Source organism: Micrococcus sp. HG099, assembly GCF_024723355.1.
Lineage (GTDB): Bacteria > Actinomycetota > Actinomycetes > Actinomycetales > Micrococcaceae > Micrococcus > Micrococcus endophyticus.
On record NZ_JANQCJ010000064.1, the window covers coordinates 1 to 12,873 of the forward strand.

Genomic DNA, 12,873 nt, shown 5'->3' on the forward strand with positions numbered 1-12,873 from the left:
CGCCCGCGCCGGCCTCGAGGGCGGGGCCGCGGCCGGGCAGCCACACGGAGTCGTCCGAGCGCGGGCCGGCGGCGGCCGGGCCGTGCTTGACCAGGATGACGGCGAGCATCACGAGCGCCAGCAGGAGCATCGCGATCGAGGTCCACACGTTCAGGCGCTGGGTGAGGCCGAACAGGGTGACCAGCTCCGCGTCGTCGATGCGCAGCGTCTCGATCCACACGCGCCCGGCGGTGTACCAGGCCACATAGGCCCAGACCATCGCCCCGCGGCGCAGCCGCCACCGGCGGTCCGCCAGGAGCAGCACGGCCACGCCGAGCAGGCACCACAGGGACTCGTAGAGGAACGTGGGGTGGAACAGGGTGTCCGGGGCGACGCCGTCCGGGAAGTTCGGGTGGTCGGCGTCCACGCGCAGGCCCCACGGGGCCGTGGTGGGCCCGCCGAACAGCTCCTGGTTGAACCAGTTGCCCCAGCGGCCCACGGCCTGGGCCAGCAGGATGCCCGGGGCGACGACGTCGCCGAAGGCGCTCAGGCGCAGCCCGTACCGGCGGCACGCGATCCAGGCGCCCACAGCGCCCAGCGCGATGGCGCCCCAGATGCCCAGGCCGCCGTTCCACACGTGCAGGATCTGCACGGGGTCGCCCGTGCCGTCGAAGCCGGGGCCGAAGTACCGGTCCGGCGAGGAGAACACGTGGTAGAGCCGCCCGCCGACGAAGCCGAAGGGGATGGCCCACAGGGCCACGTCCAGGACGCGCCCCTCGGGGCCGCCCCGGGCCTTCCAGCGACGCTCGGCCAGCCACAGCGCCAGGACGATGCCCAGGATGATGCTCAGCGCGTACGCGTGGATCTTCACCGGGCCGATCTCGAAGCCGTCCCAGGTGGGGGCGGGGAACGCGGCCAGGGGTGCGAGGGCGGCGGGGGACGCCAGGGAGGCCAGGGCGGTCATGCTCAGCCCTCCCGGACGGCGCCGGCGGCCAGCTCACGGGCGAGGGCGCCGACGGCCTGCGGGCCGTCCTCGCCGAGGGCGCGGACCAGGGCGGTGCCCACGATGGCGCCGTCGGCGTACGCGCCGATCTCTCGCACGTGGGCCGCCTGGGAGACGCCCAGCCCGACGCACACGTGCTCGGCACCGGCCTCCTTGGCGCGGCGCACCACGGTCTCGGCCGCGGTGGAGACGGCGTCGCGGGCACCGGTGACGCCCATGACGGACACGGCGTAGACGAAGCCGCGGGAGGACTCGACGGCCAGGCGCACCCGCTCGTCCGTGGACGAGGGGGCGGTGAGGAAGACGCGGTCCAGGCCGTGGCGGTCCGAGGCCTCGAGCCAGGCCCCGGCCTCCTCGGGCACGAGGTCCGGGGTGACGAGCCCGGCGCCGCCGGCCTCGGCCAGCCGCCGGGCGAACTCGTCCACGCCCATGCGGTCCACGAGGTTCCAGTAGGTCATCACCAGCACGGCGGCGTCCACGCGCTGCGTGACGCGCCGGATGATCTCGAACACGTCCGCCACGCGGAAGCCGGCCTGCAGCGAGGCCTGGGTGGCGGCCTGGATCACGGGGCCGTCCATCACCGGGTCGGTGTAGGGCAGGCCGAGCTCGATCACGTCCGCGCCGTTCTCGGCGGCGGCGACGACGGCCTCGACGCACTCGTCGACGCTCGGGTAGCCCGCGGGCAGGTAGGCGACGAGGCCGGTGCGGCCGGCGCGGCGGGCGGCGTCCAGGGCCGCGGCGGTCTTGGAGTGCACGGTCATCCCGGTCACTGCTCCTCTCCGGGGGTGAGCTCCTCGAGCGGGTCCTTCTCGGCGTCGGCCTGGCCGAGCCCGAACCAGGCGGCGGCGGTGGCCACGTCCTTGTCCCCGCGGCCCGAGAGGTTCACGACGATGATGCGCTCCTCGCCCTCGGGGGTGTCCGGGCCCACGAGGCCCTCGTCGGCCCAGCGGCGGGCCAGGCGCAGGGCGCCGGCGAGGGCGTGCGCGGACTCGATGGCCGGCGTGATGCCCTCGGTGCGGGTCAGGCGCAGGAACGCGTCCATGCACTCGGTGTCCGTGACGGGCTCGTAGACGGCCCGGCCGGTGTCGTTGAGGAAGGCGTGCTCGGGGCCGACGGCCGGGTAGTCCAGGCCGGCGGAGATCGAGTGGGAGTCGATGGTCTGCCCGTCCTCGTCCTGCATCAGGTAGGTGCGGGCGCCGTGCAGCACGCCGGTGCGCCCGAGCGTGATGGACGCGGCGTGGCGGCCGGTCTCGAGGCCGTCGCCGCCGGCCTCGAAGCCGTACAGCTCGACCTCCGGGTCGTCCAGGAACCCGTGGAACAGGCCCATGGCGTTGGAGCCGCCGCCCACGCAGGCCGCGACGGCGTGCGGCAGGCGGCCGGTCTGGGCCAGCACCTGCTGGCGCGCCTCCTCGCCGATCACCGAGTGGAAGTAGCGGACCATGGCCGGGAACGGGTGCGGGCCCGTGACGGTGCCGAGCAGGTAGTGGGTGGTGTCCACGGAGGCGACCCAGTCCCGCAGCGCCTCGTTGATGGCGTCCTTGAGGGTCCGGGCGCCGATGGCCACGGGCACGACCTCCGCGCCGAGCATCTGCATGCGGGCCACGTTGAGGGCCTGGCGGCGGGTGTCCTCCTCGCCCATGTAGACGGTGCACTCCATGCCGAACAGGGCGGCCGCCGTCGCGGTGGCCACGCCGTGCTGGCCGGCGCCGGTCTCGGCGATCAGGCGGGTCTTGCCCATGCGGCGCGCGAGCAGCGCCTGGCCGATGACGTTGTTGATCTTGTGCGAGCCCGTGTGGTTGAGGTCCTCGCGCTTGAGCATGATCCGCACGCCCGGGGAGTCGGCGGCGAACCGCGGCACGTCGGACAGCAGCGAGGGCCGGTTCACGTAGTCGCGGAAGAGCGTGCGCAGCTCCTCCTCGAAGGCCGGGTCCTGGCGGGCCTCCTCGTAGGTGCGCTGCACCTCCTGCAGCGCGGCCATCAGTGACTCCGGCATCCACTGTCCCCCGTAGTCCCCGAAGTAGGGCCCGGACTGGCCCTGGTAGGGGCCCTCGAACTCGACGGTGGGCTCGGTGCTGGGACGGTCGGCGCTCATGGCGGCCACGCTCCTGGGGGGTCGGTGGGTCAGCGGACGGTGAGGGAGGCGGCGCGGAACGCGCGCAGCGCCTCCTCGGGCGCGCCGTGGCGCACGAGGGCCTCGCCCACGAGCACGGCGTCGGCGCCGGCGGCGGCGTAGGCCTTGATCTGCTCGTCGGACTCGACGCCGGACTCGGCCACCCGCACCACGTCCTCGGGCAGGCCGTCGGCCAGGGCCGCGTAGCGGGCCGGGTCCACGTCCAGGGTCTTGAGGTTGCGCACGTTGACGCCGAGGATGCGGGCGCCGGCGGCGACGCCGCGCTCGATCTCCTCGGGGGTGTGCGCCTCCACGAGGGCGTGCATGCCCAGGGACTCGGTGAGCTGGAGGAAGCCCGTCAGCTCCGCGTCGTCGAGGGCGGCCACGATCAGCAGCACGAGGTCGGCGCCGTGGGCGCGGGCCTCGTGGATCTGGTACTCGGTGACGGTGAAGTCCTTGCGCAGCACCGGCAGGTCGACGGCGCCGCGCACGGCGTCGAGGTCGGCCAGGCTGCCGCCGAAGCGGCGCGCCTCGGTGAGCACCGAGACGGCGGAGGCCCCGCCGCGCTCGTAGGCGCGGGCCAGGGCGGCCGGCTCGGGGATCTCCGCGAGGGCGCCCTTGGAGGGGCTGGAGCGCTTGACCTCGGAGATCACGCGGATCCCCGCCGGGTCGGTGCGCCCGCCGAGCAGGGCCGCGTGCGCGTCCCGGGGGGCGGGGGCGGCCGCCACGAGCTCGGCCAGGCGGGCCTCGGGCACGTCACGACGGCGCGGGGCGAGGTCCTCGCGGACGCCGTCGATGATCTCCTGGAGGACGGACACGCGGATCAGTGCGCGCGGTGGCCCGAGCGGGCGGAGCCGCCGCGACCGGCCACGATGCCGACGAGGACGCCGACCACGATGAGGGCGACGCCGATCCACACGACGATCATCCAGTCGGCCAGCAGGCCGATGCAGCCGGCCACGAAGCCGACCAGCACGAGGGCGACCATGGCCCAGCCGCCCGGGGTGTTGCCGTGGTCCGGCAGCTCCAGGTGGGTGGGGTCGTTGAGCACGCGGCCGTCCTCGGTGACGACGACGTCCTCGACGGCGCCGTTGCGAGCGGCTCGACGGGTGGTGTGCTCGGTGTTCGCGGTGTGGCTCATGGCTGTCCCTCACTGGTGCGTGGTGTACATGACGACTGCCCCTCATTGTGCCATGCGGCGGCGTCACGGGGCCCCGGTGACGTGCCGCGTCCGCGGGGGTCCGGTCCGGCCCGGTCAGGTCGGGTCGTTGCCCCGGGAGAGCTCGTCCCAGGCGTCCATCTGCTCCGTGCGGCGGCGCTCGGCCTCCGTCCGCCCCGGCGCGGCGGCGCGGCCGGGCGCGGCCGGCTCGGCGGCGTCGGCCGCCTCCGCCTTCTCGTAGCGGCGGACCAAGACCCAGCCGCGCCCGGCCAGGGCGGCGACCGCGCCGCACAGGGCGGCCAGCACTCCCCCGGTCACTGCGACCCACGGCCACGCGGTGACCGCGTAGGAGCCCGCGGCGGCGGTGGTGCCGGTGGCCTCGGCCACGGCGGAGGCGGCGGTGCCCGCCGGGTCGAGGGCGGCGCCCGCCGCCCCCGTGACGATCACGATCCCGGCCAGGACCAGCAGCGCCCCCACGACGACGACGCCGACCCGGCGCGCGGTGGTCAGGGCGAGCGCGCCGGCGAGCACCACGAGCGCCATGGCCGTGGCGCCGGGGGCGGCGGCACCGCCGGACGTCGTCGCCTCCTCGCTCAGACCGCCGGTCAACCCGGAGGCGACCACCCACGTCTGCCCCGCGGCCAGCAGCACGAGGGCCCCGGCCGCCAGGGCGGCGAGCACGACGGTGCGGCGGCGCATCACGCGCGCCCCATCTCGCCGGCGGTGAGGACGGAGCGCAGGGGCGCCGTCGCCTTGGTGACGGTCTCCGCGGTCTCCGCGTCCGGGTCGGAGTCGGCGACGATGCCGGCGCCGGCCTGCACGTGGGCCTGACCGCGGTGCAGCGTGGCCGAGCGGATGTTGATGGCCATGTCCATGTTGCCCGCGAGGTCGAAGTAGCCGACCACGCCGCCGTAGGGGCCGCGCTCCGTGGGCTCCCACTCGTCCAGCAGCTGCAGGGCGCGGGGCTTGGGCGCCCCGGAGAGCGTGCCCGCCGGGAAGGCGGCGCGCAGCACGTCGAGGGCGTCCACGTCCTCGCGCATGCGACCCTCCACGTGGGAGACGAGGTGGAGGATGTGGCTGAAGGCCTCGAGCTCCATGAACTGGGTGACCTCCACGGTGCCGGGGCGGCACACGCGGGAGAGGTCGTTGCGGGAGAGGTCCACGAGCATCAGGTGCTCGGCCCGCTCCTTCTCGTCCTCCATGAGGTCCTTGCCCAGGAGCCGGTCGTCCTCGAGCGTGGCACCGCGGCGCCGCGAGCCGGCGATCGGGTGGGTGACCACGCGGCGGTCCTGCACCGTCACGAGCGCCTCCGGGGAGGAGCCGACGATCTCGTAGGGCTCCCCGTCCGGGGTCTCGAAGGAGAACAGGTACATGTAGGGGCTGGGGTTGACCATGCGCAGCACCCGGTAGACGTCCGCGCCGGTGGCGCCCGTGGTCACGGACAGGCGGCGGGAGACGACGGCCTGGAAGACCTCGCCGTCCCGGATGGCCTCCTGCGCCTTCCCCACGGCCTCGCGGAAGCCGGCGGCGCCCCAGCGGTCCTCGGCCTGCGCCGCCACCTCGTCCGCGTCGGCGTCGAGCCAGCGGCGGGGCACGGTGCTGACGGGCTCGGCGGCGGGCGCCGCGAGCTGGTCCACCATGGCGTCCAGGCGGGCGAGGGCGTCCTCGTAGGCGCCCTCCGCGCCCGTGGCCAGGCCGTTGCCGTTCACCGCGTTGGCGATCAGGGTCACGGTGCCGTCGAGGGCGTCGTGGACGGCGAGGTCGGTGACGAGGTTCATCGCCAGGTCCGGCAGGCCCAGGTCGTCCTGCGGCGGGTTCGGCAGGCGCTCCCAGGCGCGCACCGTGTTCCAGCCGAGGAAGCCGGCCATGCCCGAGACCAGGTGCGGCAGGGCGCCGTCGAGATGGGTGCGCGCGTCGGTGCGCAGCAGCCGCAGGCACGCGGCGAGCACGTCGAGGGCGCGGCCCTCGGTGGGCAGGCCCTCGGGCGGGACGCCCTGCCAGTGGGCCTGCCCGTCCCGCGAGGTCAGGGTGACCGCCGAGCCCGCGCCCACGAAGCTGTACCGGGACCACACGGCCCCCGGGGCCGCGGACTCCATGAGGAAGGTGCCCGGGCGCGAGCCGGCCAGGCGGCGGTGGATGGCCAGCGGGGTGAGCCCGTCGGCCAGGACGGTGCGCACCACGGGGATGACGCGGGAGGTGTCCGCCAGGCGCAGGAACTCCTCGCGCGAGGGCGTGGCGGCGCTCATCGGCCGGCCCCCTCGGCCTGATCTCCGGCCTGGTCCCCGGCGGGCGCGGCCGGCTCGGCCAGCAGGCGGTCGGTGAAGCACGAGCGCGTGCCGGTGTGGCACGCCGGGCCGGTCTGGTCCACGGTGAGCAGCAGCGTGTCCGCGTCGCAGTCGGCGTGGACGGCGAGCACCCGCTGCAGGTGGCCCGAGGTCTCCCCCTTGCGCCACAGCTCGCCGCGGGAGCGGGACCAGTACGTCGCCCAGCCGGTCTCGAGGGTGAGCCGCAGGGACTCGGCGTTCATCCACGCCATCATCAGCACCTCGCCCGTCCCCTCCTGCTGCGCGATGGCGGGCACGAGCCCGCGGTCGTCGAAGGCCAGCGAGGCCACGAGGTCGTGGTGGGAGGAGGTGCTCATGGTGCTCCACTATAGGAGCGGGAGGAGTACCGTGGCCGCCATGGCCGACTTCCCCGTCACCGCGGACCGGCAGGGTCCCGACTACGCGGCCGCCTCGCGCGCCGCCCTCGTGGAGGCGCTCACCGCGGCCGGGCCGGGCATGCCCACGCTGTGCGCCGGCTGGCGCACCGAGCACCTCGCCGCCCACCTCGTCCTGCGGGACTCCTCTCCTACGGCCCCCGGGCTGTTCCTGCCCCCGCTCGCCGCCGCGCTGGAGCGCCGCACCCGCGCGCTCGGGGACGCCCACGCCGGGGACGGGGGGTACGCCGAGCTCGTCGCCCGCATCGGGCGCGGGCCGCTGTCCGCACCGGCCGACGACGGCGTCCGCGGCCGACTGCGCGGGCTCGCCGCCCGGGCCCGCGGCTCCCGGCCCGGGCGCGCCGTCGCGGGCCGGGTGCAGCTGCTGGAGTTCTTCGTCCACACCGAGGACGTGCGCCGCGCCCAGGACCGCTGGGCCCCGCGCATCCTCGCCGACGACTACGCGGACGCCCTGTTCACGCGCCTGCACGCCCGCGCCGCGCTGCTCTACCGCGGCGAGGAGACGGGCGTGGTCCTGGTCCGCCGGGCGCGGGCCGGATCCCGCACGGACAACGCCCCGCTCACCGCGCGCCGGCCCGGCCCGGACGGCGAGGGCGTGCGCGTGACGGGCCCCGCCGGGGAGCTGGTGCTGCACGCGTTCGGCCGGCGCGGGGCCGCGCTCGTGACGCAGGACCGGTTCGACGCCGACCCGGCCGAGGACGGGCCCGGCGCGGCCTGAGGCGGCGCCGCGGGCGTCAGCGGACCGTTTGGCCCGCCTGGCGCAGGGCGTCCTTGACGCGGGCGAGCATGTCGTCCGGGCCGAAGTGGAACATCGAGGCTGCCAGGACGGCGTCCGCGCCGGCCTCCACCGCCGGCGGGAAGTGCTCGGGCACGCCCGCGCCGCCGGAGGCGATCAGCGGCACCCGGGTCACGGCCCGCACGTCCCGGATCATCTCGAGGTCGAAGCCGTTGCGCGTGCCGTCGGCGTCGATGGAGTTGAGCAGGATCTCCCCCACGCCGCGCTCCGAGGCCTCGCGGCACCACGCGACGGCGTCGATGCCGGTGCCCCGGCGCCCGCCGTGGGTGGTGACCTCGTAGCCGGAGGCGCAGCCGGGGTCCTGCGTGCGCCGCGCGTCGAGGGAGAGCACGAGCACCTGCGAGCCGAACCGGCGGGTGATCTCGGTGATCAGCTCCGGGCGGGCCACGGCCGCCGTGTTCACGGACGCCTTGTCCGCGCCCACGCGCAGCAGCCGGTCCACGTCCTCCTCGGTGCGCACGCCGCCGCCCACGGTGAGGGGGATGAAGACCTCCTCGGCGGTGCGGGTCACCACGTCGTAGGTGGTGGCGCGGTCCGCGGTGGAGGCGGTGACGTCCAGGAAGGTGATCTCGTCCGCGCCGGCCGCGTTGTAGCGGCGGGCGAGCTCGACGGGGTCGCCGGCGTCGCGCAGGTTCTCGAAGTTCACGCCCTTGACCACGCGGCCGGCGTCCACGTCGAGGCAGGGGATCACACGCACGGCGACGCTCACGTCGGCTCCTTCGTCAGGGGGCGGGGTTCGGGGGCGGGACGCGGCCCGTCAGAGGCGGATCGCGTGGATGGCGGAGATCAGGATGCCGCGCGCGCCGAGGGCGTAGAGGTCGTCCATGGCGCGGTTGGCGTCCGCCTTGCGGACCATGGAGCGCACGGCCACCATCGACTCGTCGCGCAGCGGGGAGATGGTCGGGGACTCCAGGCCGGGGGTGACGGCGGTGGCCTGCTCAAGCAGCTCGCGGCGCACGTCGTAGTCGATCATCACCCAGCGGCGGGCCACGAGGACGCCCTTGAGGCGGCGCAGCAGCACGTCCAGGCCCTCGGGGCGCGCGCCTACGCGGGCGATCATCACGGCCTCGGAGTCCAGGATCGACTCGCCGAAGGTCTCCATGCCGGCGGCGCGCAGGGTGCTGCCGGTCTCCACGACGTCGGCGATCGCGTCCGCCACGCCGAGCTTCACGGAGGACTCCACGGCGCCGTCCAGGTGCACGACCTCGGCGTCCAGGCCGGTGCGCTCCAGGTAGGCGGAGAGCAGGCCGTCGTAGCTGGTGGCGATGCGCTTGCCGGACAGCTCGGCCTCGGAGGAGAAGGCGCCCACGGGGGCGGCCAGGCGGAACACGGAGCGGCCGAAGCCGAGCGCCATGATCTCCTCGGCGCCGCCGTCGACCTGGGCGTCGCGGAACAGGTCGCGGCCGGTCAGGCCGACGTCCAGGGTGCCCTGGCCCACGTACACGGCGATGTCCCGGGGGCGCAGGTAGAAGAACTCCACCTGGTTCTCGGGGTCCACGAGCACCAGCTCGCGGGAGTCGCGGCGCTGGCGGTAGCCGGCCTCCTGCAGGATCTCGCGGGCGGCCTCGGCGAGGGCGCCCTTGTTGGGAACGGCGATGCGCAGCACGCGTCGGCCTCCTCGGGATGCGGTGGGGGCGGAAGGGGGTGGGAGCGGGGCGCCGCTCACAGGTGGCGGTAGACGTCCTCGAGGGCGATGCCGCGGGCGATCATCATGGTCTGCACGTGGTACAGCAGCTGGGAGATCTCCTCCGCCGCCGCCTCGTCGGACTCGTACTCGGCCGCCATCCAGACCTCGGCGGCCTCCTCGACGACCTTCTTGCCGATGGCATGGACGCCGGCGTCGATCTGGGCCACGGTGCCGGAGCCCTCGGGGCGCTCCTGCACCTTGCGCGTCAGTTCCGCGTACAGCTCGTCGAAGGTCTTCACGGGGACACCCTATCCACGCGGCCCGGCCCCGCCCGCACGGCCGGCGGCAATGTGACGGGTCTCGCCCGTCCTCGCCGCCGCCCGAGACGGGCGGCTCAGGTCTGCACGTCCCGCAGCGCGAGCTCGGTGAGCACGGCCGCCTCGAGGGACTCCCGGCCCTTGTCCTCGCGGGATCCGGGCAGTCCGGCGCGGTCCCGGGCCTGCTGCTCGGTGTCCACGGTGAGCACGCCGAAGCCGACGGGGGTGCCGGTGCGCACCGAGACCTCCGTCACGCCCTGCGTGACGGCCTGGCAGACGTAGTCGAAGTGGGGGGTGTCCCCGCGGACCACGACGCCCAGGACCACGACGGCGTCGAAGTCCTCGGCCAGGCGCGCGGCGGCCACGCTGAGCTCCACGGTGCCGGGCACACGCACGAGCACCGGCTCGAGGCCGAGGTCTGCGGCGGCCGCCCGGGCGCCGGCGATCAGGCCGTCCATGATCTCGGTGTGCCACTGCGCGGCGACGACCGCCACGCGCAGGCCGCGCGCGGCGGCGGGTTCGAGGGCGGGGGTGGGGGCTCCTGCACCGCTCATGGGGTGTCCTCCTGGTGGGTCGGGGTCTCGTGTCGGGGGTCCTCGTGGCCCGGTGCCCCCGGGTGCTCGAGCACCCGGTCGGCGAGGGCGTGGGCCATGCGGTCGCGCTTGGTGCGCAGGTAGCCCAGGTTGTGCTCCGTGACCGGCGTGGGGGCCGGCACGCGCTCGACGACGTCGATGCCCGCCGCCTGCAGCCCCGCCACCTTGGCGGGGTTGTTGGTCACGAGGCGGACGCGGGTGTGCCCGGCGGCGGCGAGCACGGCCGCGGCGCCCGCCCAGTCGCGGGCCTCCGTGGGCAGGCCGAGGGCGATGTTGGCCTCGACGGTGTCCAGGCCCTGCTCCTGCAGCCGGTAGGCGCGCACCTTGTTGGCCAGGCCGATCCCCCGGCCCTCGTGGCCGCGCAGGTAGAGGACGGCGCCGCCTTCGGACCCGGCGCGGGACAGGGCGTCCTCGAGCTGGGGCCCGCAGTCGCAGCGCAGAGAGCCCAGCACGTCGCCCGTGAGGCACTCGGAGTGCACGCGCACGGTGAGGGGGCGCTCCGGGTCGGCCTCCCCCGCCTCGCCCGCCTTCTTCGCCACGAGCAGCACGTGCTCGGCGCCGGTGACGGCGTCGGCGTGGACGCTCACCCGGAACACGCCGTGGCGCGTGGGCAGCGTGGCCTCGGCGGGGACGGGCACGGGGGTCGGCCCCTCCTCCTCGAGGTGCCGCACGAGGTCCTCGATGGAGATGAGGACCAGCCCGTGCTCGTCCGCGAACTCGCGCAGGGCGGGCAGGCGCATCATGGTGCCGTCGTCGTGGACCAGCTCGGCGATGGCCGCCACCGGGGCGACGTCCGCCAGGCGGCACAGCTCCACGCCGGCCTCGGTGTGGCCGCGGCGGGCGCGCACGCCGCCGGGCACGGCCCGCAACGGGAACACGTGGCCGGGGCGCGTGAGGTCCGCCGGCCCGGCGGCCGGGTCGGCGAGTATGCGCAGGGTGCGGGTGCGGTCGGCGGCGCTGATGCCGGTGCTGACCTCGGTGGCCGCGTCCACGCTCACGGTGTACGCGGTGCCCTTGGGGTCCTCGTTGCGCGCGGTCATGGGCGGCAGGGCGAGGCGGTCGGCCAGGTCGGCGGGCATGGGCGCGCAGATCACGCCCGAGGTGTGGCGGACGGTGAACGCCGTGACGGCGTCCGTGGCCAGGGCCGCCGCGTAGACGAGGTCGCCCTCGTTCTCGCGGTCGGCGTCGTCCACGACGACGACGGGACGGCCCGCGGCGAACGCGGCGATCGCGGCGGGGACGGCGTCCAGGGGGATGGAATCGCTCATGGGCGGACCTCCTCGGCGGGGGCGGCGGACCGGGACGCGGCGGGCGCCGCGGGCAGCAGGGCGAGGCGCTCGGCGTAGCGGGCGAGCACGTCGGTCTCGAGGTTGACGCGGTCGCCGGGGCGCAGCGCGCCCAGGGTGGTGGCCTCGAGGGTGGCCGGGATGAGGCCGACCTCAAACCAGTGGGCGTCGGCGCCCGGCTCGGAGACGGCGGAGACGGTGAGGGAGACGCCCTGCAGCGCGATCGCCCCCTGCGCGGGGACGTAGCGCGCCAGGGCGGCGGGCAGGCCGATCCGCACCGTGGTCCACGCCCCCTGCGGGGTGACGGAGAGGACCTCCCCCACGCCGTCCACGTGCCCCTGGACCACGTGGCCGTCCAGGTGGTCCGTGGGGCGCAGGCAGCGCTCGAGGTTGACCCGGTCCCCCGGCGTGCGTCCGCCGAGGCTGGTCATGCGCAGGGTCTGCCCCATCAGGTCCGCGCGGAACACGCCCGGCTCGGCCCCGGGGCCGTCGAGGGCGGTGAGGCACACGCCGTCGACCGCGAGGGAGCCACCGGCGGGCAGGCCCTCGAGGGCGCCGCCGGCGTCGAGCACGAGCCGGGCGGTGTCCGCGGCGGGGTCCGGTTCGAGGGCGAGCACGGTGCCGAGGTGGGTGACGATGCCGGTGAACATTCAGTCCTCCTGGGGGTCGGGGCCCTCGGGGGCAGGGGCGGGGACGGGGGCGAGGTGGGTCCAGACGTCCTCGCCGAGGGCGCGGACGGGCCCGTCCTCGGCGGGGTCGGGATGCCAGCGCAGGCCGTCGGCGAGGGTGCCGACGTCCAGCCCGGCGACGGCGGGGCGTCCGGCCCCGAGCAGCAGCGGGGCGGTGTAGACCATGAGCTCGTCCACGAGGCCGGCGCGGATCCAGGCGCCGAGCACGCGGGGCCCGCCCTCGATCAGCACGTGGCCCGGCCGCGCCCCGCCGTGCGGCCACGGTCCGAAACGGGCGGCCAGGGCGGCCAGCACGGCCTCGGGCTCGTGGGCGGGCACGTGCAGCGTCTCCGGGCGGGCACGCAGGGCCGCGCCGGCCGGGATCGGGGTGCGGCCCTGGACCACGGGCACGGGCTGGGGGCCGGTCTCGGCCCCGGCCGCGTCGCGGACGGTCAGCCGGGGGTCGTCCGCGAGCACCGTGCCGGTGCCCACCACGATCGCGTCCACGCGGGCGCGGACCCGGTGGGCGTGCGCCCGGGAGGCCGCGCCGGTGATCCAGCGGCTCGTGCCGTCGGCCGCGGCGGCGTGGCCGTCGAGGGACTGGGCCCGTGTCTTA

General features: G+C 75.8%; 16 protein-coding genes. 1 reads left to right on the forward strand and 15 read right to left on the reverse strand.

The features are described from left to right. The 8 genes from lgt to hisI all read right to left on the reverse strand — a co-directional run. The coding region (lgt, locus tag NWP10_RS07045; protein WP_258300361.1) for a prolipoprotein diacylglyceryl transferase at nucleotides 1-943 on the reverse strand (943 nt) is incomplete at its 3' end. Nucleotides 944-945: 2 nt separating this feature from the next. After that, nucleotides 946-1,752, reverse strand: a complete 807-nt coding sequence (trpA, locus tag NWP10_RS07050; RefSeq protein WP_258300362.1) for a tryptophan synthase subunit alpha — start codon at nucleotides 1,750-1,752, stop codon at nucleotides 946-948. Further along, nucleotides 1,749-3,074 (reverse strand): tryptophan synthase subunit beta, encoded by a 1,326-nt coding sequence (gene trpB, locus NWP10_RS07055; RefSeq protein WP_258300363.1) that lies wholly within the window; start codon nucleotides 3,072-3,074, stop codon nucleotides 1,749-1,751. Before trpB ends, trpA begins: the two co-directional genes overlap by 4 nt. A gap of 29 nt (nucleotides 3,075-3,103) precedes the next feature. Next, nucleotides 3,104-3,910 (reverse strand): indole-3-glycerol phosphate synthase TrpC, encoded by an 807-nt coding sequence (gene trpC, locus NWP10_RS07060; RefSeq protein ID WP_258300364.1) that lies wholly within the window; start codon nucleotides 3,908-3,910, stop codon nucleotides 3,104-3,106. 5 nt (nucleotides 3,911-3,915) lie between these two features. Continuing rightward, complete coding sequence (locus NWP10_RS07065) at nucleotides 3,916-4,233, reverse strand: HGxxPAAW family protein (RefSeq protein WP_017488895.1); 318 nt, start codon at nucleotides 4,231-4,233, stop codon at nucleotides 3,916-3,918. A 114-nt stretch (nucleotides 4,234-4,347) separates the two neighbouring features. Continuing rightward, nucleotides 4,348-4,950, reverse strand: coding sequence for a Trp biosynthesis-associated membrane protein (locus NWP10_RS07070; protein ID WP_258300365.1), 603 nt, complete (start codon nucleotides 4,948-4,950; stop codon nucleotides 4,348-4,350). After that, nucleotides 4,950-6,497, reverse strand: coding sequence for a chorismate-binding protein (locus tag NWP10_RS07075; protein WP_258300366.1), 1,548 nt, complete (start codon nucleotides 6,495-6,497; stop codon nucleotides 4,950-4,952). Before NWP10_RS07075 ends, NWP10_RS07070 begins: the two co-directional genes overlap by 1 nt. Beyond that, nucleotides 6,494-6,892, reverse strand: a complete 399-nt coding sequence (gene hisI / locus NWP10_RS07080; RefSeq protein WP_258300367.1) for a phosphoribosyl-AMP cyclohydrolase — start codon at nucleotides 6,890-6,892, stop codon at nucleotides 6,494-6,496. Before hisI ends, NWP10_RS07075 begins: the two co-directional genes overlap by 4 nt. Nucleotides 6,893-6,932: 40 nt before the next feature. Here hisI and NWP10_RS07085 point away from each other — a divergent pair, with 40 nt between their 5' ends. Beyond that, nucleotides 6,933-7,688, forward strand: a complete 756-nt coding sequence (locus NWP10_RS07085; RefSeq protein WP_258300368.1) for a maleylpyruvate isomerase family mycothiol-dependent enzyme — start codon at nucleotides 6,933-6,935, stop codon at nucleotides 7,686-7,688. A 16-nt stretch (nucleotides 7,689-7,704) separates the two neighbouring features. Here the strand turns inward: NWP10_RS07085 and hisF are convergent, their stop codons facing one another. The 7 genes from hisF to NWP10_RS07120 form a co-directional block, all read right to left on the reverse strand. Further along, entirely contained in the window at nucleotides 7,705-8,475 is a 771-nt protein-coding gene (gene hisF, locus NWP10_RS07090) for an imidazole glycerol phosphate synthase subunit HisF (RefSeq protein ID WP_258300369.1), read from the reverse strand. Between the two features lie 48 nt (nucleotides 8,476-8,523). Continuing rightward, nucleotides 8,524-9,372, reverse strand: coding sequence for an ATP phosphoribosyltransferase (gene hisG, locus NWP10_RS07095; RefSeq protein WP_158492474.1), 849 nt, complete (start codon nucleotides 9,370-9,372; stop codon nucleotides 8,524-8,526). Between the two features lie 56 nt (nucleotides 9,373-9,428). Continuing rightward, complete coding sequence (locus NWP10_RS07100) at nucleotides 9,429-9,692, reverse strand: phosphoribosyl-ATP diphosphatase (protein WP_017489614.1); 264 nt, start codon at nucleotides 9,690-9,692, stop codon at nucleotides 9,429-9,431. 95 nt (nucleotides 9,693-9,787) lie between these two features. Next, a complete protein-coding gene (gene ribH / locus NWP10_RS07105) occupies nucleotides 9,788-10,264 on the reverse strand; it encodes a 6,7-dimethyl-8-ribityllumazine synthase (RefSeq protein WP_258300370.1) in 477 nt (158 codons plus the stop codon). Further along, the gene (ribB, locus tag NWP10_RS07110) at nucleotides 10,261-11,571 is read right to left on the reverse strand and encodes a 3,4-dihydroxy-2-butanone-4-phosphate synthase (RefSeq protein ID WP_258300371.1); all 1,311 of its coding nucleotides are present in this window, start codon (nucleotides 11,569-11,571) and stop codon (nucleotides 10,261-10,263) included. Before ribB ends, ribH begins: the two co-directional genes overlap by 4 nt. Further along, on the reverse strand, nucleotides 11,568-12,239 hold the full coding sequence (locus NWP10_RS07115; RefSeq protein WP_258300372.1) for a riboflavin synthase: 672 nt from the start codon (nucleotides 12,237-12,239) through the stop codon (nucleotides 11,568-11,570). Before NWP10_RS07115 ends, ribB begins: the two co-directional genes overlap by 4 nt. Then, nucleotides 12,240-12,873 (reverse strand): RibD family protein (locus tag NWP10_RS07120; RefSeq protein WP_258300373.1); only part of this gene is annotated, 634 nt, incomplete at its 5' end.